The 20,363-nt window shown below is 36.1% G+C and carries 12 protein-coding genes; 10 read left to right on the top strand and 2 right to left on the bottom strand.

Annotated features, from left to right (window positions below; translation table 11 throughout):
• The first annotated feature begins 11 nt into the window (after positions 1-11).
• From nuoF to JOD07_RS05155, 8 genes are all read left to right on the top strand, one after another.
• Positions 12-1,805: an NADH-quinone oxidoreductase subunit NuoF gene (nuoF, locus tag JOD07_RS05190; protein WP_158738870.1), complete on the top strand. Its 1,794-nt coding sequence runs from the start codon at positions 12-14 to the stop codon at positions 1,803-1,805.
• Between the two features lie 20 nt (positions 1,806-1,825).
• On the top strand, positions 1,826-3,589 hold the full coding sequence (locus tag JOD07_RS05185) for an NADH-dependent [FeFe] hydrogenase, group A6 (RefSeq protein WP_158738871.1): 1,764 nt from the start codon (positions 1,826-1,828) through the stop codon (positions 3,587-3,589).
• 250 nt (positions 3,590-3,839) lie between these two features.
• Positions 3,840-5,087, top strand: coding sequence for a DUF1015 domain-containing protein (locus JOD07_RS05180; protein ID WP_158738872.1), 1,248 nt, complete (start codon positions 3,840-3,842; stop codon positions 5,085-5,087).
• Positions 5,088-5,178: 91 nt separating this feature from the next.
• Positions 5,179-5,337, top strand: coding sequence for a YtxH domain-containing protein (locus JOD07_RS05175; protein WP_158738873.1), 159 nt, complete (start codon positions 5,179-5,181; stop codon positions 5,335-5,337).
• A 154-nt stretch (positions 5,338-5,491) separates the two neighbouring features.
• The gene (locus JOD07_RS05170) at positions 5,492-6,523 is read left to right on the top strand and encodes a M15 family metallopeptidase (protein WP_158738874.1); all 1,032 of its coding nucleotides are present in this window, start codon (positions 5,492-5,494) and stop codon (positions 6,521-6,523) included.
• A gap of 23 nt (positions 6,524-6,546) precedes the next feature.
• The gene (gene alaS / locus JOD07_RS05165; RefSeq protein WP_158738875.1) at positions 6,547-9,189 is read left to right on the top strand and encodes an alanine--tRNA ligase; all 2,643 of its coding nucleotides are present in this window, start codon (positions 6,547-6,549) and stop codon (positions 9,187-9,189) included.
• A gap of 129 nt (positions 9,190-9,318) precedes the next feature.
• Positions 9,319-11,919, top strand: a complete 2,601-nt coding sequence (locus tag JOD07_RS05160) for a PEP/pyruvate-binding domain-containing protein (RefSeq protein ID WP_204612619.1) — start codon at positions 9,319-9,321, stop codon at positions 11,917-11,919.
• A gap of 54 nt (positions 11,920-11,973) precedes the next feature.
• Positions 11,974-13,230 carry a CapA family protein gene (locus JOD07_RS05155; protein ID WP_204612610.1) on the top strand — a complete coding sequence of 419 codons (1,257 nt, stop codon included), beginning with the start codon at positions 11,974-11,976 and terminating at the stop codon, positions 13,228-13,230.
• A gap of 45 nt (positions 13,231-13,275) precedes the next feature.
• Here the strand turns inward: JOD07_RS05155 and JOD07_RS15640 are convergent, their stop codons facing one another.
• The gene (locus tag JOD07_RS15640; RefSeq protein WP_158738878.1) at positions 13,276-14,955 is read right to left on the bottom strand and encodes an ammonium transporter; all 1,680 of its coding nucleotides are present in this window, start codon (positions 14,953-14,955) and stop codon (positions 13,276-13,278) included.
• 82 nt (positions 14,956-15,037) lie between these two features.
• Positions 15,038-17,134: a glutamine synthetase III family protein gene (locus tag JOD07_RS05145; RefSeq protein WP_207756811.1), complete on the bottom strand. Its 2,097-nt coding sequence runs from the start codon at positions 17,132-17,134 to the stop codon at positions 15,038-15,040.
• Positions 17,135-17,755: 621 nt separating this feature from the next.
• On the opposite strand from JOD07_RS05145, the gene JOD07_RS05140 reads away from it, so the two are divergent.
• Positions 17,756-18,847: a class II glutamine amidotransferase gene (locus JOD07_RS05140; RefSeq protein WP_158738879.1), complete on the top strand. Its 1,092-nt coding sequence runs from the start codon at positions 17,756-17,758 to the stop codon at positions 18,845-18,847.
• On the top strand, positions 18,847-20,352 hold the full coding sequence (locus JOD07_RS05135; RefSeq protein ID WP_158738880.1) for a glutamate synthase-related protein: 1,506 nt from the start codon (positions 18,847-18,849) through the stop codon (positions 20,350-20,352). The genes JOD07_RS05140 and JOD07_RS05135 overlap by 1 nt, the downstream gene beginning before the upstream one ends.
• Positions 20,353-20,363: the final 11 nt, after the last annotated feature.

Below are 20,363 nucleotides of genomic sequence, written 5' to 3'. Positions count from 1 at the left end.
AGGCTTTCATAATGTCCAAGTATAAAATGCATGTTTTGGTTTGTGGTGGAACAGGCTGCATTTCTTCTAATTCCACACAGATCGTTGATAATATAAAGGCTTTATTAAAAGAAAATGGAATGGAAAATGATGTTCAGGTTTTAAAAACAGGATGTTTTGGTTTTTGTGAAAAAGGACCTATCGTAAAAATTCTTCCTGATAATACTTTTTATGTACAAGTTAAACCTGAAGATGCTGAAGTTATTGTTAAAGAACATTTAATCAAAGGAAGAAAAGTAGATCAATTATTATATAAAGAACCAGCTACGGATCAATCCATCGAAGACTCTAAGCATATGGATTTCTACAAAAAGCAAATGAGAATTGCTTTAAGAAACTGCGGATTTATCGATCCTGATAATATAGATGAGTATATTGCAAGAGACGGTTATCAAGCTTTAGGAAAAGCATTAACTGAAATGACACCTGAATCCGTTATTGAAGAAATGAAAAAATCCGGATTAAGAGGAAGAGGTGGCGGTGGATTCCCAACAGGACTTAAATGGGAATTTGCACATAAAAATCAATCTGATCAAAAATATGTTGTATGTAATGCCGATGAAGGAGACCCAGGGGCTTTTATGGACCGTTCTATCTTAGAAGGAGACCCTCACTCCGTTGTAGAAGCTATGGCAATCTGTGGTTATGCTATAGGTGCATCCCAAGGATTAGTTTACATCCGTGCGGAATATCCATTGGCAGTAAGACGTCTTAAAAAAGCTATTGAAGATGCAAGAGCATACGGATTACTTGGAAAAGATATTTTAGGAACAGGATTTGACTTTGATATTGAAATAAAATACGGTGCAGGAGCTTTCGTATGCGGTGAGGAAACAGCTCTTATTCACTCCATGGAAGGAGAAAGAGGAGAACCTACGACGAAACCTCCATTCCCAGCAGAATCTGGTTTCTGGGGTAAACCAACCAATGTTAATAACGTAGAAACTTTTGCTAATGTTCCTGTAATTCTCTTAAAAGGTGCTGATTGGTTCAGTTCTATTGGTACCGAAAAATCAAAAGGAACCAAAGTTTTTGCATTGGCAGGTAAAGTTAACAATGTTGGACTCATCGAAGTTCCTATGGGAACTACCTTAAGAGAAGTTATTTTTGATATCGGCGGAGGAATTAAAGGCGGTAAGAAATTTAAAGCAGTTCAAACTGGAGGACCATCTGGTGGATGCTTAACAGAGAAAGATTTGGATACACCGATTGATTTTGACAACTTACTTGAAAAAGGTTCCATGATGGGATCCGGTGGTATGATTGTTATGGATGAAGACAACTGTATGCCAAGCGTTGCAAAATTCTATCTGGAATTTACTGAAGATGAATCCTGTGGTAAATGTACACCTTGTAGAGTAGGAACAAAGCGTTTGTCTGAATTATTAACCAAAATCACTGAAGGCAAAGGAACCATGGAAGACCTTGAAACATTAAAATCATTAAGCCAGATTATTAAGGATACGGCATTATGTGGATTGGGACAAACCGCTCCAAACCCAGTATTGTCTACTATCGATACTTTCTGGGATGAATACGTTGCCCATGTAAAAGAACATAGATGTCCTGCCGGACAATGTAGTGCACTTCTTAGATATTTCATTCTTGAAGACAAATGTATTGGTTGTACAGCTTGTTCAAGAGTATGTCCTGTAGGTGCAATTTCTGGCAAAGTAAAATCAACCCATGTGATCGATCAAGACAAATGTATTAAATGTGGCGCTTGCTTTGAAAAGTGTAAATTCAGCGCAATTATTAAGAAATAAAGAAAAGGAGTGTAAAACCAATGTCAGATGTTAAAGTTACGATAGATGGTAAACAGGTGGAAGTTCCGAAAGGAAGTACGGTTTTACAAGCAGCGCAAAAAGTAGGAGTTCATATTCCAACATTATGCCATCTTGATTTACATGATATAAAAATGGTTAATAAAGCCGCTTCCTGTAGAATCTGTGTTGTTGAAGTAGAAGGAAGAAGAAATTTAGCTCCTGCTTGCGCGACACCGGTGTTTGATGGAATGGTGGTAAAAACCAATACAATTCGTGTATTGAATGCGAGAAAAGTTGTATTAGAATTATTATTATCCGACCATCCGAAAGATTGCTTGATTTGTCCAAAATCTGGACAATGTGAACTTCAAAACTTAGCGGAAACCTTTGGACTTAGAGAAGTTCGTTTTAAAGATGGTGCACAATCCACCTATAGAAAAGATGCTTCCAAATCCATTATCCGCGATATGGATAAATGTATTATGTGCAGACGTTGTGAAACTATGTGTAATGAAGTACAAACAGTAGGCGCGCTGTCTGGAGTAAACAGAGGATTCAATGCGGTTGTAGCGCCGGCATTTGAAGTAAATCTTGAAGATTCAGTATGTACTCATTGCGGACAATGTGTTGCTGTATGTCCTGTAGGAGCATTAACTGAGCAAGATAATACATGGAAAGTAGTAGAAGCGTTAGCAAATCCGGACAAAGTTGTTGTTGTTCAAACTGCTCCGGCTGTTAGAGTTGCATTAGGTGAAGAATTTGGCTATGAACCTGGTACATTAGTTACTGGAAAGATGGTAGCTGCTCTTAGAAGATTAGGTTTTGATTATGTATTTGATACAGATTTTGCAGCAGATTTAACGATTATGGAAGAAGGAACTGAATTATTAGACAGAATTAAAAAATTCTTAAATGGTGACAGAGATGTAAAACTTCCAATTCTTACATCATGTTGTCCAGGATGGGTAAACTTTATTGAAAGTCAGTTCCAAGATTTATTGGATGTACCATCCAGTGCAAAATCACCTCAACAAATGTTTGGCGCGATCGCAAAATCTTATTATGCTGAAAAATTAGGAATTCCTCGTGATAAGATGGTAGTTGTTTCTATTATGCCTTGCTTAGCTAAAAAATATGAAGCTACCAGAGAAGAATTCTCAGTAGATGGAAATCCTGATGTGGATATTTCTATCTCTACAAGAGAACTGGCACATTTAATTAAACGTACCAATATTGACTTTAATGAGCTTGAAGATGAAGATTTTGACAGACCATTGGGAGAATCTACTGGTGCTGGTGTAATTTTCGGAACAACAGGCGGTGTTATTGAAGCTGCAACAAGAACAGCTTATGAATTGTTCACAGGTAAGCAATTGGATAAAGTTGAATTCGAACAATTAAGAGGACTGGATGGCGTTCGTGTTGCAACTGTAAAAATGGGTGATATAGACCTTAACATTGGAATTGCCCATGGTTTAGGAAATGCAAGAAAACTTCTTGAAGAAGTTAAAGCGGGAAATCCAAGAAAACTTCATGCGATCGAAATTATGGCTTGTCCTGGAGGATGTATCGGTGGTGGCGGACAGCCATATCATCATGGAAATCTTGAAATTCTCAAAAAACGCGCTGAAGCAATTTATCGCGAAGATGCAGGTAAACCAATCAGAAAATCTCATGAAAATCCTGCTATTAAAGAGTTATATGAAACTTATTTAGGTCACCCAATGAGTGAAAAAGCTCATCATCTCCTACACACAAACTATACTCCAAAAGACAGAGTATAGTAAGATCAATAGCTTAAAACTTCCGTCATATGACGGAAGTTTTTTTATAACATGGGTTTCTTATGCCAAAAAACTTCCGAGTAGGATATGCTTGCACATATTGTATTTTGTCGATTTTGCCAATTACGCACGATGGGAGAGTGTGCCTGAGAAACTCTTTCTGGTGATTGAAACATAAGTAAGATTATTGTAAAATGTCAAATATTAAGGAATAATAATATATAATATATATGATAAGAGGGGGAAGATTATGGCTGTATTAAGACCATTTAAATCACTCAGGCCAAGAAAAGATTTGGTTCATAAAGTAGCAGCTCTTCCATATGATGTAATGAGTAGCGAAGAAGCGAGATCAATGGTAAAAGATAATCCATATTCTTTTCTGCATGTGGATAAAGCAGAGATCGATTTAGACCGTTCAATTGATTTGTATGATCAAAGAGTGTACGAAAAAGCAAGAGAGAATTTAACCAGAATGATTCATGATGGGATATATATAAAGGATAAAAGCTCCTGTTTTTATATATATAAATTAGTTATGGATGGAAGAGAGCAAACTGGAATTGTAGGATGTACATCTATTGATGATTATCAAAACAATATTATAAAAAAACATGAGTTAACCAGAGAAGATAAGGAACTGGACAGAATTAAACATGTAGATTATTGCAATGCCCACACCGGACCAATATTTTTAACCTATCGTTCAAAAAAAGAAATTAACGACATGATTGAATTTTGGATGAAGAACAATGATCCAATTTATGATTTTACAGCAGAAGACAACATTCGTCATATTGTTTGGATGATTGATGACCAATCTGTGATAGACCAGATAAAAGATGTTTTTAATAAGATAGATTATTTATATATTGCGGATGGCCATCATAGAGCTGCTTCCGCTGTTAAAGTAGGTTTAAAAAGAAGAGAAGAAGGAAGTTATACCGGTGAAGAAGAATTTAATTTCTTTTTATCTGTCTTATTCCCGGATGACCAGCTTCATATTATGGATTATAATCGCGTAGTAAAAGATTTAAACGGTTTATCTGAAGAAGAATTTTTAAAAGCTTTAAATGATAAATTTATAGTTGAAAAATTTGAAGAATCTAGTCCTTACAAACCCAGAAAAAAACATGAGTTTGGAATGTATATAGATCATACATGGTATAGACTTACAGCAAGAGAAGGAAGCTTTAACGATAAAGACCCTGTGGAAAGACTGGATGTATCCATTTTGCAAAATAATTTGCTCCATCCTATTCTTGGAATTGCAGATCCAAGGACGGATCAAAACATTGATTTCGTTGGAGGAATAAGAGGTTTAAAAGAACTAGAAATTAGAGTACAAAATGGAATGAAGGTCGCTTTTTCCCTATATCCTCCTTCAATAAAAGATTTAATGGATATTGCGGATGCCAATAAAATCATGCCTCCAAAATCCACTTGGTTTGAGCCAAAACTAAGAAGTGGGATTTTTATTCATTCCCTAGAAGAATGAATATTTTACACCACATCATAGCAAACTAAATATGCGAGATTCTACAATTATCTCCAAAATCAATCTAAAAATTTTGAAAGGAGTTTCTATGATGCTGAATAAGTTTACAGCGGGTATGGTGCTTGGCGGTGTTGCAGGTGCTATGGGAGTTAAAATGATGACAACCTCAAAAAGAGGCAGACGTAAAATGATGAAAAATGGCAGAAGGATGCTTGAAAAAGCAACAGATTTATTAGATGAATTAAGATAAAGGTGTGCGCAGCACACCTTTTTTTTGTACAAATTTGAGTTCTATTGACAAAATTCGTATATTTTTTTATAATTGTAGAGATAGATTATAGATGACATTACTGAAGACCTCGTTCCAGTAGGGATGGGGTATTTATTTTGAGGGGGGAGTATTTATGGGTAAAAAGTTAGCATTTGTGTTTGTTTTTATTTCAGTCATACTGGTTGCTATATATTCATATAGATTAAAGAATGATGATTCTAAAAATGCATTTAACCATACAGATCAAAGAGTTGAAATATCTGATACTGAGGGAGGAGAAGCAATGGATACCTCTCCCATAGATGGACGTTTGGTTGAATATGATGGCGATGCCAAGGAAGAAATAGATGTGGATTCAATTTTTGAGGAATTAGAAATTCAAAAAACAGATCAGCTTATTTTGGTGAATAAGTGGAATACTTTAAGTGAGCATTATGAACCTTCAACCTTAGTGAATATTGTAAATGATGTTCCTTCATCCAAAAATGAGATATTATTACAAGAATCTGCTTATAAAGCAGTTATAGACTTGTTTCGAGATGCAAATAATGATGGCATAACAGGGCTTAGAGCTGTGAGTGGGTATAGGCCTTATAGCTACCAAAGTCAATTGTATAATGCAAAGGTAAATTATTATTCGAGTGAATATGATTTAGAAACTGCAAAATTAAAAGCTTCTGAAGTGGTGGCGATTCCTGGAACCAGTGAGCATCAGACAGGACTTGCACTGGATGTGTCCTCATTAGAGCTATTAAATACAGCAGATCCTCTTGTAGAAGAATTCAAAAATACCCCTGAGGGACAATGGTTATACAATAACAGCTGGAAATACGGATTTGTATTAAGATATCTTCCTGAGAAAAAGGATATTACAGGGATCATTTCAGAACCTTGGCATTTTCGATATGTGGGCATTCCTCATGCAGAGTATATGACTGAAAAAAATTTAAGTGTTGAAGAATATATCAATTATATAAAAGAAGAAAAAATGATTATATTTGAGGATTTTAATGGCAATAAATATCAAATATACTATGTTCAAAAGGGAAATCATGATATACTACAAGATGATGTATTTGATTCAGAAAAGCTTGTAAATGTCTCTGAGATAGGAGAAGACGAATATATCATTACACAAATGATGGATGAATCAATAAACGATTGAAAAGATTATAAGGAGGCAAAGGGATGAAGTTTTTAGGTTTAAATGAAATCAGAGAAAAGTATCTGTCTTTTTTTGAAGAAAAAGGTCATTTGAGAATGGGAAGTTTTTCGCTTGTACCTCAGAATGATAAAAGTTTGCTTTTAATTAATGCAGGAATGGCACCTCTAAAACCATATTTTACAGGCCAGGAAAAACCTCCAAGAAAAAGGGTAACAACTTGTCAAAAATGTATTCGCACTGGAGATATCGAGAATGTTGGTAAAACTTCCAGACATGGTACCTTTTTTGAGATGCTCGGAAACTTTTCTTTCGGAGATTATTTTAAAGAAGAAGTCATTCCATGGGCATGGGAATTTGTAACAGAAGTTCTGGAAATTCCTGTAGAAAGACTTTATGTTTCTGTTTATGAAGAAGATGATGAGGCGTATAAGATCTGGAATGAAAAGGTAGGGGTTAGCTCTGATCATATTGTTCGATTGGGGAAAGATGATAATTTCTGGGAAATAGGTGTAGGTCCTTGTGGTCCATGTTCAGAAATTTACTTTGACAGAGGAGAAGAATATGGTTGTGGTAGTCCTGATTGTGCACCAGGATGTGACTGTGACAGATTTGTAGAGTTCTGGAATCTTGTATTTACTCAATTTGATAAAGATGAAGCAGGAAATTATAATCCTCTTCCCAATCCCAATATTGATACCGGTGCAGGCCTTGAGAGAGTTGCTTGTATTATGCAAAATGTAACTTCCATATTTGATGTGGATACGGTTAAAGCAATTCGTGATCATGTATGTGAAATAGCAAATGTGCAATATCAGACAGATTTCAAAAAAGATGTATCTATTCGTGTCATCACAGACCATATGAGAGCAGTAACATTTATGGCATCTGATGGGATCCTTCCCTCTAACGAAGGAAGAGGCTATGTATTCAGAAGACTGCTTAGAAGGGCAGTGCGTCATGGTAAATTATTAGGCATTAACAGATTGTTCTTAGCAGAACTTGCTTCTACAGTCATTGAAACCTCCAAGAATGCATATCCTGAGCTGGAAGAAAAGAAAGAGTACATCTTAAAAGTACTTTCAGTAGAAGAAGAAAGATTCAACGAAACTATTGACCAGGGACTAGAAATCCTGAAAGATTATATCGATGAGTTGAAAGCTTCAAAGCAAACTGTTCTGGAAGGGGAAAAATGTTTTAAGCTTTATGATACTTATGGATTCCCTATAGATTTGACAAAAGAAATTTTAGCAGAGGAAGGCTTTACAATAGATGAAGAGGCTTTTATAAAGGAAATGGAAGCTCAAAGAGAAAGAGCAAGAGCAGCCAGAGAAGAGACAACTTATATGGGTTCAGAAGAAAGTATATATACCCATCTTAATAAAGAATGGACAACTCAGTTTGAAGGATATAAGACCCTTGTTGTATCCGATGCTGTAATCCGGGCGATAGTTGTTAACAATGACTTTGTTGATACAGCAGAGGTCAACCAGGAAGTATCCATTATTGTTGACAAAACTCCTTTTTACGCTGAAAGCGGTGGACAAGTTGGAGACAAGGGTATCATAAAAACATCCAATGGAACAGTTGAAATTACGGATTGTATAAAGGTTACCGGCAATAATTTTGCTCACATAGGAAAAATAGTAGAGGGAACCATTTCCGTGGAAGAAAAAGCATATTTGGAAGTCAATAAAGCAAACAGAATGGCAACAGCAAGAAATCACAGTGCAACCCATTTGCTTCAGAAGGCTTTAAGAGATATCCTTGGTAATCATGTAGAACAAGCAGGATCTCATGTATCTCCGGAAAGGCTTCGATTTGACTTTGTTCATTTTGCTCCTTTAACGCAGGAAGAACTGCAAAAAGTAGAACAGGAAGTGAATGAAAAGGTATTTGAAAATCTGCCAATCAATATATGTGAAACCGATATTGATGAAGCAAGAAAAATGGGAGCAATGGCGTTATTTGGAGAAAAATACGGTAAAACTGTTCGTGTGGTAAATATGGGAGATTACAGCATAGAATTATGTGGAGGAACTCATCTAAGCAATACCGCGGCTATTGGAACTTTTAAGATTATTTCCGAATCCGGGGTTGCAGCTGGGGTTAGAAGAATCGAAGCTTTAACAGGACAGGCAGCCTTAAATTATTACAGACAGCAAGAAAAATACGTTAAAGAAGCTGCAGGGTTGCTCAAGACTTCACCAGATGGTATATTAAAGAAAATAGAATCTCTCATTACGGAAACTAAGGAAAATCAAAAAGAAATCGAGCAGTTAAGAGCAAAGATGGCTGGAGAAGCTGTACAAGATATTTTATCAGGGAAAATAGAGGTAAATGGCGTAAGTTTATTAACTGCCAGATTTGATGAACTCGATATGAATGGCTTAAGAAATATGGGAGACAATTTAAAGAATAAGATTGGTTCTGGCGTTATTGTGCTTGCTACCGGTAAAGATAATAAAGTGAATTTTGTTGTAATGGCTACTGACGATGCCGTTAAGAAAGGAGCCCATGCAGGCAACTTAATCAGAGAAATTGCGAAAGTAGCTGGAGGCAGTGGTGGCGGACGACCCAATATGGCTCAGGCCGGAGGAAAGGACGTATCTATGATTGATGAAGCCCTTTCTAAAGCGTCAGAAGTATTAAAAACTCAAATTCAGTAGTAATATAAATTTAAATAGAACGTTCCAATGGGGGAACATGCATAAAATTAGTTTATGTGTGTTCCCTTTTATATTTTTTAAAAACTTGTAGTATGATTTAGAGATAAAGTTTACTAAGGAGGGAAAAAGTTGAAATTCGAGAAAGCGAGTACAGGTCATAAAGGGTTGGATAATATAATCAACTATTTACGAATTGGAGATAATGTTGTCTGGCAAGTGGATGCCATAGAAGATTATATAGAATATGCCAAAACTTTTGCCAATGTAAGTTTAAAAGAACATAAAAAAGTCATTTATATGCGTTTTGCAGCTCATCCTCCCATTTTAGAGAATCAAGATGTTTTTAAAACATATGTCTTGGATCCATCAGTTGGTTTTGAATCTTTTACGACAGAAGTTCATCGTATTATTACAAAAGAAGGACTTGAAGCCTTTTACATCTTTGACTGTTTATCCAATCTTTTGGAAGCATGGGCGACAGATCTTATGATAGGAAATTTCTTTCAGGTGACATGCCCGTACTTATTTCAAATGGAAACGATTGCATACTTTGCTATTATAAGAGGGAGTCATTCTTTTGAAACAGTTGCGAGAATACGAGAAACGACACAGTTGTTACTGGATTTATATAATATTCAAGACAAACGCTATATTCATCCGTTAAAAGTATGGAACAGATATTCTTCTACTATGTTTCTTCCTCATATTGAGCGCAATGAAGATATGATTCCTGTAACCAGCAGTGCTGAAGCTGCAACACTTTTTAAATATTTACCCAAACATGGATTTGGAAATGTAAAGAGGCATTTAGATTATTGGGATAAGTTATTTATGGATGCAGAGAATCTCCTCTATAATAAAGACAGTCATGTTGAAGCAAGTAAATATGACATGCAAAAAATGATTGAACAGTTGTGTAAGTTTATGCTGAGCAGAGAGAAAAGAGTTTTGGAACTGACTACGAAATATTTTACTCTCGAAGATCTTCTTTCAATAAAGGCCAGACTGATTGGGTCCGGATATATTGGAGGGAAAGCTGTTGGAATGCTTTTAGCTAGAAAAATATTACATAATGACCCTAGGATCAACTGGGATGATTATCTCGAACCCCACGATTCTTTTTATATAGGTTCAGATGTGTTTTACACTTACTTAGTTCAAAATGGCTGGTGGAATCTGAGGGTGGAGCAAAAAAGCAAAGAAGGATATTTTAAAGCAGCAGAAGTTCTTAGGGAAAAGATGAAACATGGGAAATTTACTGAGTCTATTAAAGAGCAGTTTTTACAGATGCTTGAATATTTTGGTCAGTCTCCAATTATCGTCCGTTCGAGCAGTCTTTTAGAAGATGGCTTTGGCAATGCATTTGCTGGAAAATATGAAAGTGTTTTTTGTGTCAATCAAGGTACACCCGTTGAGAGGTATAAGCAGTTTGAAGCAGCTTTAAAGACTGTTTATTCCAGTGCATTAAACAAGGATGCTTTGGAATATCGTTTAAAGAGAGGATTGGATCAGGCTGATGAGCAAATGGCAATTTTAGTACAACGGGTTTCGGGAGATTATCATAAGAAATATTTTTTTCCTTTCCTTGGCGGCGTGGGATTTTCATACAACAGTTATGTATGGAAGGAAGATCTCAAACCTGATGCAGGAATGATTAGATTAGTATTGGGACTTGGAACTGCTGCAGTTAACAGAGTAGAAGGAGATTATCCCAGAGTAGCAGCTTTAGACCAGCCAATGGTTCAACCTTTAGGGAATATGGAGGATATTAAGAAATATTCCCAACATAAAGTGGATGTACTGAATCTAGAAAAAAACAAGCTTGAAACGGTATCTTTAAACAAGCTGATGTGGGAAAAAACAGGGATTCCAATGGAGTTGATCGGGATCTTAGATTATGAAACCAACCGAAAGATCAGGGAATATAATATCAAAGAACAGGAAGCCTGGATATTAACCTATAAAAAACTTTTCAAAGATACAGAATTTATTCATATAATGCAAAATATACTTAAAACTTTGGAAACGGCATATAGCTATCCCGTAGATATTGAATTTACAGTGAATTGTTTATCGGATAACAGTTTAAAGATTAATTTGGTTCAATGCAGACCACTGCAAACTAAGGGAGTGGGTGGAAAGATTGATATTCCAGAAGACTTAGATGAAAAAACTCTTTTATTTGCGACCAAAGGACATTTTATGGGCGGAAGCATCAATCAAATTATAAAAAGAATTATTTATATTGATCCAAAAGCTTACAGTAATCTTTCAGTCCAGGATAAGTATGCTTTAGCCAGATTGATAGGAGTGCTCAATAAGTTGAGCGCAGACCAACAGGATGCTCCAACCATGCTTGTGGTACCAGGGAGAATTGGAAGCAGTACAGTGTCCTTAGGCCTTCCTGTAACTTTTTCTGAAATCAGCAATATGAGTATTATATGTGAAACGGCTTATGAGATTATGGGTATGGTTCCGGACTTATCTTTTGGAAGTCACTTTTTTCAGGATCTGGTGGAAGCGGGTATTTTCTATGTTGCTATTTTTCCCAATAGCGAAGAAACTCTGTTCAATATAGATTTTTTTGAAAACGTTGCGAATGATTTAAAAGATATCTTGCCCAAAGAAACGAGGTTTGAAAATGTTTTGAAGGTAATAGATACCCAATCACAGATTCAAATTAAAGCTGATCTAAAAACTCAAAACCTCAAATGCTATAGGATTGTGTGATTCTGTGTTATAATGATTCATATTGATAAATCATCAATTCTTAGAGGTGTACAAATGAGAAAACCATTTTTTATAATCATAGTTATATTTATGTTCTCATTAATCGCCTGTTCTTCTAAGCAGACAAACGCGAAAAAAGAAACCTGGATCATAGAAGAGCAGGAAGGATCAAAAGATCTAAAAGAAGCAAAAGAAATTGAAGAACCTGTGATCGAAAATAAGGAACCTAAAGTATATTCTGCAAGAATGAGAGTTGTTGGTGATATTATGGTTCATAAATGGCAGCTTTGGGAGGCATATGATTCATCGAGCAACACATATAATTTTGATAGACAATTCGAATTAATAAAGTCAGAATTAGTTGCTGCAGATATAACTATTGGTAATTTGGAAACAACTTTTGGAGGAAAAGAAAGAGGGTATAGTGATTACCCAAGATTTAATACACCAGATGCTCTGGCAACTACATTAAAAGATGCAGGATTCGATTTACTGACAACTGCCAATAATCATACCATGGATACCAATGCCCCGGGAGCAATTCGAACTTTAGAGGTTCTTGACCAATTAGGACTAGAGCACGCAGGTACTTACAGAAGTCAGGAAGAAAGTGAAAAGATGCAATTAAAAGTGGTCAATGGAATTTCTTTTGTCTTTTTATCTTATACTTATGGTACCAATGGAATTCCTGTCCCTAAAGACTTGCCTTATTTGGTAAATTTAATTGAGACTGAAAAAATGAAAGCAGACATTAAAAAAGCTGAAGAATTATCTCCAGACTTTATCGTTGTCAATCTTCATTTTGGAGAGGAATATCAAAAATATCCCAATGAAACGCAAAAAGAATTGGTAGATGAATTATTTGATGCAGGGGCAGATATTATCCTCGGAGGACATCCTCACGTTATTCAGCCTATGGAAGTTAGAAAAATTATACGTTCCGATGGTACTGAAGAGAGGGGATTTGTAATTTACTCCCTGGGGAATTTTATTTCATGTCAAAGAACACCTCTGGATCCCCCCAGAGATGCTGGAATCATTTTAAATTTAGATTTTGAAAAAATCGATGATCAAAAAGCAATGCTTAAAGGGATATCGTTTATGCCCACATGGGTACAGTTTACTAAAAGAAATGGAAAAAGAGTCATTCGAGTGATAGGAAATAATTTATCCGATGAAGATTTAAAGACATACTTAACAGAAGAGGAAATCAACAGATTTAGAAGTACAAAACAGAATACTTTAAAGCAGCTTTTAGGAGATCAAGAAGTTAAAGAAGAGAATGGATTTTATATATATGATATTGAATAAAGTAAAAAACCTAAACCCTTTATTTAAAGGATTTAGGTTTTTATTTTATGCAAGACTGGCAGATTCTTCCGCATCATCTTGTAATGCGTCATAACCTTCTTCACCGGTACGAATTTTAATTACGTTTTCAACGTCATATACAAATATCTTTCCATCTCCGATATGTCCTGTATATAAAGCTTTTTTGATTGCATCGATTACAATAGGAACAGGGATTTTACATACAACGATTTCAACTTTAACTTTAGGCAAAAGATTAATTTCAAGTGGAGCGCCTCTATAGTATTCAAGACTGCCTTTTTGCATTCCACATCCTAATACATTTGTTACAGTCATTCCTGTAATACCGATTTGGTCCATAGCAGCTTTTAATTTTTCAAACTTGCTTTGTTTTGTGATAACAACAATTTTGGTCATTTTTGCATTTACTTTTGAAGTATTATATTCTACTGGTACAGCTTGATCGATGGATGGAGCAGCAACAGCAGCTTCAGCTTGCGGTAATATCATAAAGTCTGCGTAACTGCTTGCAATACCGTGTTCTTCAATATCAAGTCCTGTAATTTCCTCTTCTCTTGAAACTCTAAGACCAACGGTGAAATCAATAATAGAGAATACAATGGCCATTGTTATCCCAACCCACGCAATTACGGCCAAAACACCGATAGTCTGAACAGCTACAAAGTTGAATCCTCCGCCGTATAAAAGACCTCCGTCAAGAGCGAAAATTCCAACCATTATCGTTCCAGCAGCACCACACAAGCCGTGAACGCCAACTGCTCCTACAGGGTCATCTACTTTCAGAACTTTATCAATAAATTCTATACCAAATACAATGATGAAAGCAGAAATAATACCTATAAATAAAGCTCCGGCAGGAGATACCATGTCACAACCTGCTGTGATTCCTACAAGGCCTCCGAGGGCACCATTAAGTGTCATAGAAACATCTGGTTTTTTATATCGGATCCATGTGATAATCATGGTAACGGTTGCGGCAGCGGCAGCAGCAAGATTGGTCGTAACGAAAATTGATGACATTGAAAGTAAGGATTCATCTCCGGTAGCAGAAACTGTTGAACCACCATTGAAGCCAAACCAGCAGAACCAAAGAATAAATACACCTAAAGCTCCCAAGGTTAAGCTGTGACCTGGTATAGCTCTTGATTCACCGTCTTTTGAATATTTACCGATACGAGGACCTATGATTTTAGCTCCGATGAAAGCAGATACGCCTCCAACCATGTGAACAGCAGTAGATCCTGCGAAATCATGGAAACCTAATTGTGAAAGCCAACCGCCTCCCCAGATCCAATGACCAGAAACAGGGTAAATAAATGCACTGATTACAACACTGTAGATACAATATGCTAAGAATTTTGTTCTTTCAGCCATTGCACCTGATACAATGGTTGCCGCAGTAGCACAGAATACTGTTTGGAAAATCAAAAAGGCATAGGAAGGAATAGTAGAACTGTAATCACCCCTTACGAAGAAGTCGGGTGTACCAATCAATCCGAAGTTTGAAGTACCAAACATGATCCCAAATCCTATTACCCAGAAAACAATAGTTCCTAGAGCAAAGTCCATGAGATTTTTCATAATGATATTTCCGGCATTTTTAGCTCTGGTAAAACCTGTTTCTACCATTGCAAAACCAGCTTGCATGAAAAATACAAGAACAGCACCTAATAATACCCAAATCGTATCAACTGATGAATACATATTTATTCCCCCTTTAAATGATTAAATATATAAATAAAGGCGTGCATTCCATATTACAGTATAGAATACACGCCTTTGTGCTTTAATAAACACTATATAAAAGTTCACCGTAAGTTGGGTAAGCCCAATATTTTTTACCAACTTTGATTTCAAGATTATCGATTACGCTTCTAAGCTCTTGCATTGCGATATATACTACTTCACGATAATATTTTGCAGTATCTAGCAGATTGTTTTGATTTTTAGCTTCAAGGATTGCATTATCCAGCTTTTCGATATTCTTGTAGAGACAAGCAGTTGAATCGGAAATCGATTCAATTAATGCTTCTTCAAGTTTACAGTTCAAATCTTTGCTAATAGATTTTTTATTTACAACAACTTCAGTCAAATCTTTCAGATAGCTTATAACAGAAGGAATAATTCCTCTCTTTGTCATGTCAAGTAAGGTCAAAGCTTCAATGTTAAGTACTTTAATATATTCTTCTAACATTATGTGATATCTTGCAAAGATTTCTGCTTCTGAGAAAATATTGTGTTTAGTAAATAATTTTATATTTTTTTCAGCGATAAGATATGGAATCGCTTCAACTGTAGACTTAAGATTTAAAAGTCCTCGCTTTTCAGACTCTTTAACCCATTCTTCAGAGTAGTTATTGCCATTAAATATAATTCTCTTATGTTCCTTGATCGTTTCTTTGATGATTGCAGTTAATTCTGATTTAAAATCAGAAGCAGCTTCAAGTCGATCTGCAAATTGAGACAGACTTTCTGCAACAATTGTGTTAAGAATAACATTTGGATCAGAGATAGAGGAACTGGAACCCAGCATTCTAAATTCAAATTTGTTACCTGTAAAGGCAAATGGTGAAGTTCTGTTTCTGTCGGTAGTATCTTTAGGGAAATGAGGAAGCACAGTTGCACCGATTTCCATTTGACATTTTTCTTTTTGATTGTAGCAGGTATCATTTTCAATGGATTCTAAAATTTCTGTTAGTTCTTCTCCAAGGAAAATAGAGATAATAGCAGGAGGTGCTTCGTTAGCGCCTAATCTATGATCATTTCCTGCACTTGCTACAGATATACGGAGCAGATCTTGATATTCATCCACTGCTTTGATTACGGCGGCCAAGAAAAGTAAAAATTGTGCATTTTCGTAAGGAGTTTCTCCTGGCTCTAGAAGATTTATACCGGTATCGGTTGAAATGGACCAGTTATTATGCTTTCCACTTCCATTAACACCGGCAAATGGTTTTTCATGCAACAGACAAACCAAATTATGTTTGTTTGCAATTTTTTTCATGAGTTCCATAACCAATTGGTTATGGTCTGCTGCAATATTAACTGTTGAGAATATTGGAGCGATTTCATGTTGGGCTGGAGCAACCTCATTGTGTTTGGTTTTAGCGAGCACACCAAGTTTCCAAAGCTCTTCGTCTAATTCTTTCATAAAGGCGGAAACTCTTGGTTTAATAGAAGCAAAATAGTGATCTTCTAATTCCTGACCTTTTGGAGGTCTTGCACCAAATAAAGTTCTGCTGCAATAAATTAAATCAGGACGTTTTTCATATAATTCCTTATCTATTAAAAAATATTCTTGCTCAGGACCTACAGTTGCCATAACTCTTTTTACATTGTCATTTCCAAAAAGCTTTAATATTCTTTTAGCTTCGCGATTAATAACTTCCATAGAACGGAGTAGAGGAGTCTTTTTGTCAAGAGCCTCTCCACTATAAGAGCAGAAAGCTGTTGGGATATAAAGGGTGTTATCCTTTACAAATGCATATGAAGTCGGATCCCAGGCAGTATATCCGCGCGCTTCGAAAGTTGATCGAATACCGCCGCTTGGAAAACTTGAAGCATCAGGTTCTCCCTTAACGAGTTCTTTTCCTGAAAATTCCATGATTATGTGATCGTCACCGGTAGGAGAAATAAAACTATCATGTTTTTCAGCGGTTACACCGGTCATTGGCTGGAACCAATGTGTAAAATGTGTGGCCCCTTTTTCAATTGCCCATTCTTTCATAGCACTTGCTACAACGTTTGCGACATCTAAATTCAAATGTTTTTGCTCAGCGATTGTTCTTTTTAAAGCTTTATATACATCTTTGGGCAGTCTTTCTCTCATAACTTTATCATTAAAAACCATACTTCCGAATAAATTTGGGATATCCATAATCATTCCTCCTTATAATAGTTCTATTCCTGCTTCTCTAAAATCACTGTTTAAAAGCATCTTATGGAATGGAAGATTTTTTTTAATCTCAGCCAGCTTTTGTTAATTGCTCATCAAGGGCTTTTGCATCTACACGAATACCCATGGAAGAGATTTTGCTGTCTAAGTTTCATAAAGACTAAGCACAGGTTTATAGCCCTGAGGCATAATTGATTTTTTCATGATCAACCATTCCTTTCAAAAAAATAAGGCGCCACAGGTTTTTAACCTATAGCGCCTTTGCTTTATGTAAGTAGTATATCACTAAAAAAGTAATTTGTAAATAGATTTTTTTAAAATTTGCAAGAAATATTTATGGACTTGCAATTAAAAGGGCTAAAACGGAATTTTTTAGGAGGTTTTTGTTTCGAATATGAATATTAAAATTCAAAATCCTTCAATTTAATATTGACAGAATTGTAGTTTTACTATATCATTATATTACTACAGTGAACAAAGGCGTTCACCAAATAACAGCAAAGGCAGTAATTGTGCTTTTGTTATTTGGTGAACGCCTTTTTATATACTGAAATAAATGTCGAAATATGTTGAAGCTAAAGAAAGAGAGATATTTTTGGAGGTGGGAATATGTTGAAAGAAGGAGAAATAAGGATACCGTCCGGATGTGCTATCTCGGGAATTTTTTCGAAATCTGGTAAAAGAATTAGTGGAGAATCGATCATTAAGTCCATTGCGACAATGCATGACCGCTCAAATGGTTTGGGAGGAGGATTTGCAGCTTACGGAATCTATCCTGAGTATAAAGATTATTATGCATTTCATATATTTTATGATGGAAATACCTCAAAAAAAGAATGTGAAGAATTTTTAGAACGTCATTTTGATATTATTAACTTATCTAAAATTCCAACAAGAAAAACCCCTGGGATCACAGATGTTCCACTGATTTGGCGATATTTTGTGACACCCCTTCCGACCAAATTAAGTGAAAGTCAGTTGGATGAAAAAGAATTTGTAGCAAGATGTGTCATGAAAATAAATACGAAAATTAATGGTGCATATGTATTTTCCAGTGGTAAAAATATGGGCGTTTTTAAAGCAGTAGGATATCCAGAAGATGTTGGAGAATTTTACAGACTTTCTGAATATGAAGGTTATTGCTGGACTGCCCATGGAAGATATCCAACCAATACCCCAGGATGGTGGGGAGGAGCGCATCCTTTCGCATTGCTGGATTATTCAGTAGTACACAATGGAGAGATCTCTTCTTACGATGCTAATAGAAGATCTATCGAAATGTACGGTTATAAATGTACATTACAAACAGATACTGAAGTCATCACTTATATCATTGATTATTTAAACCGTAAAATAGGACTTGGTTTAGAAGAGATATCCGGTGTGGTTGCAGCTCCATTCTGGCAGGTTATTGACAGAATGCCAAAAGAAGAAAAAGAAAAATACACTTATTTACGAAATACATTCGCATCTTTATTGATTACCGGGCCATTTTCCATCTTGGTAGGATTTGATGGAGGAATTATGGCACTAAATGACAGATTAAAACTTCGTTCCATGGTGGTTGGAGAAAAAGATGATACGGTGTATATAGCAAGTGAAGAATGTGCCATTCGAATTATAGAGCCGAACTTAGATAAAGTATGGGCGCCTCAGGGCGGGGAACCAGTTATAGTTACATTGAATGGAGGTGCAAAATAATGGGGGTAAATTATCTATATCCTGAATACGAAGTTGTACGAAATATGGACAGATGCATTAACTGCAGAGTTTGTGAACGACAGTGTGCCAATGAAGTTCATAGTTACGATGAAGAAAGAAAGATCATGTGCAGTGACGATGCCTTATGTGTAAATTGCCACAGGTGTGTATCTCTTTGCCCTACAAGAGCCCTCAAAATAGTAAAAAGTGATCATACCTTTAAGGAAAATGCTAACTGGAGCGGCAGATCAATTTCGGAAATATATAAACAAGCAGAAAGTGGCGGAGTACTTCTGTCCAGCATGGGAAATCCTAATAATTTTCCTGTTTATTTTGATAAAATCCTTATTAATGCTTCTCAGGTCACTAATCCTTCCATTGATCCTCTTCGTGAGCCTATGGAAACGAAAGTATTTTTGGGTAGTAAGCCTAATAAAATAGAAAGAGACAAGGATGGAAAACTTGTAAACAATTTATCTGCTGGTGTTGAATTAGCCATGCCCATTATGTTTTCTGCCATGAGCTACGGTTCTATAAGTTATAATGCTCATGAGAGTTTGGCAAGAGCTGCACAAGAAGCAGGAATCCTTTATAACACAGGTGAAGGCGGACTTCATAAAGATTTTTATCAATATGGAAAACATACGATAGTGCAGGTTGCGTCAGGCAGATTTGGAGTGCATAAAGACTATCTTGAAGCAGGAGCTGCAATTGAAATAAAAATGGGGCAAGGGGCAAAACCAGGCATAGGAGGACACCTCCCAGGAGCTAAGATCGTAGGAGATATTTCTAAAACTCGAATGGTTCCTGAAGGCTCTGATGCTATTTCTCCGGCTCCTCATCATGATATTTATTCAATTGAAGATTTAAGACAATTAGTATATTCCTTAAAAGAAGCTACGGATTATAAAAAGCCAGTGATCGTTAAAATAGCAGCCGTTCATAATGTGGCGGCAATAGCCAGTGGTATTGCGCGAAGCGGAGCAGACATTATTGCCATTGATGGATTTCGTGGAGGTACAGGTGCTGCTCCTACAAGAATAAGAGACAATGTGGGAATTCCTATTGAACTTGCCCTGGCAAGTGTGGATCAAAGGCTTAGGGATGAAGGCATAAGAGACAATGTTTCTATTGTTGTAGGAGGAAGTATTAGGAATAGTGGAGACATTGTTAAAGCAATTGCTTTAGGGGCTGATGCTGTATATATCGGAACTGCTGCTTTAATTGCTCTGGGATGTCATCTTTGCAGAAGCTGCCATAGCGGAAAGTGTAACTGGGGTATAGCAACCCAAAAACCTGAATTGGTAAAGCGTTTGAATCCAAATATTGGTTATAAGAGACTTATTAATCTTGTGAAGGCATGGAATCACGAGATCAAAGAAATGATGGGTGGTATGGGTATTAATTCTATAGAAAGTTTAAAAGGAAATCGTCTGATGCTTAGAGGTGTAGGACTTAATGAAAAAGAACTTCAAATACTAGGTATTAAGCATGCAGGAGAATAAGGGGGGATTTC

This window comes from Defluviitalea raffinosedens, from assembly GCF_016908775.1.
GTDB lineage: Bacteria > Bacillota > Clostridia > Lachnospirales > Defluviitaleaceae > Defluviitalea > Defluviitalea raffinosedens.
This window is presented reverse-complemented; position numbering and strand designations above follow the sequence as displayed.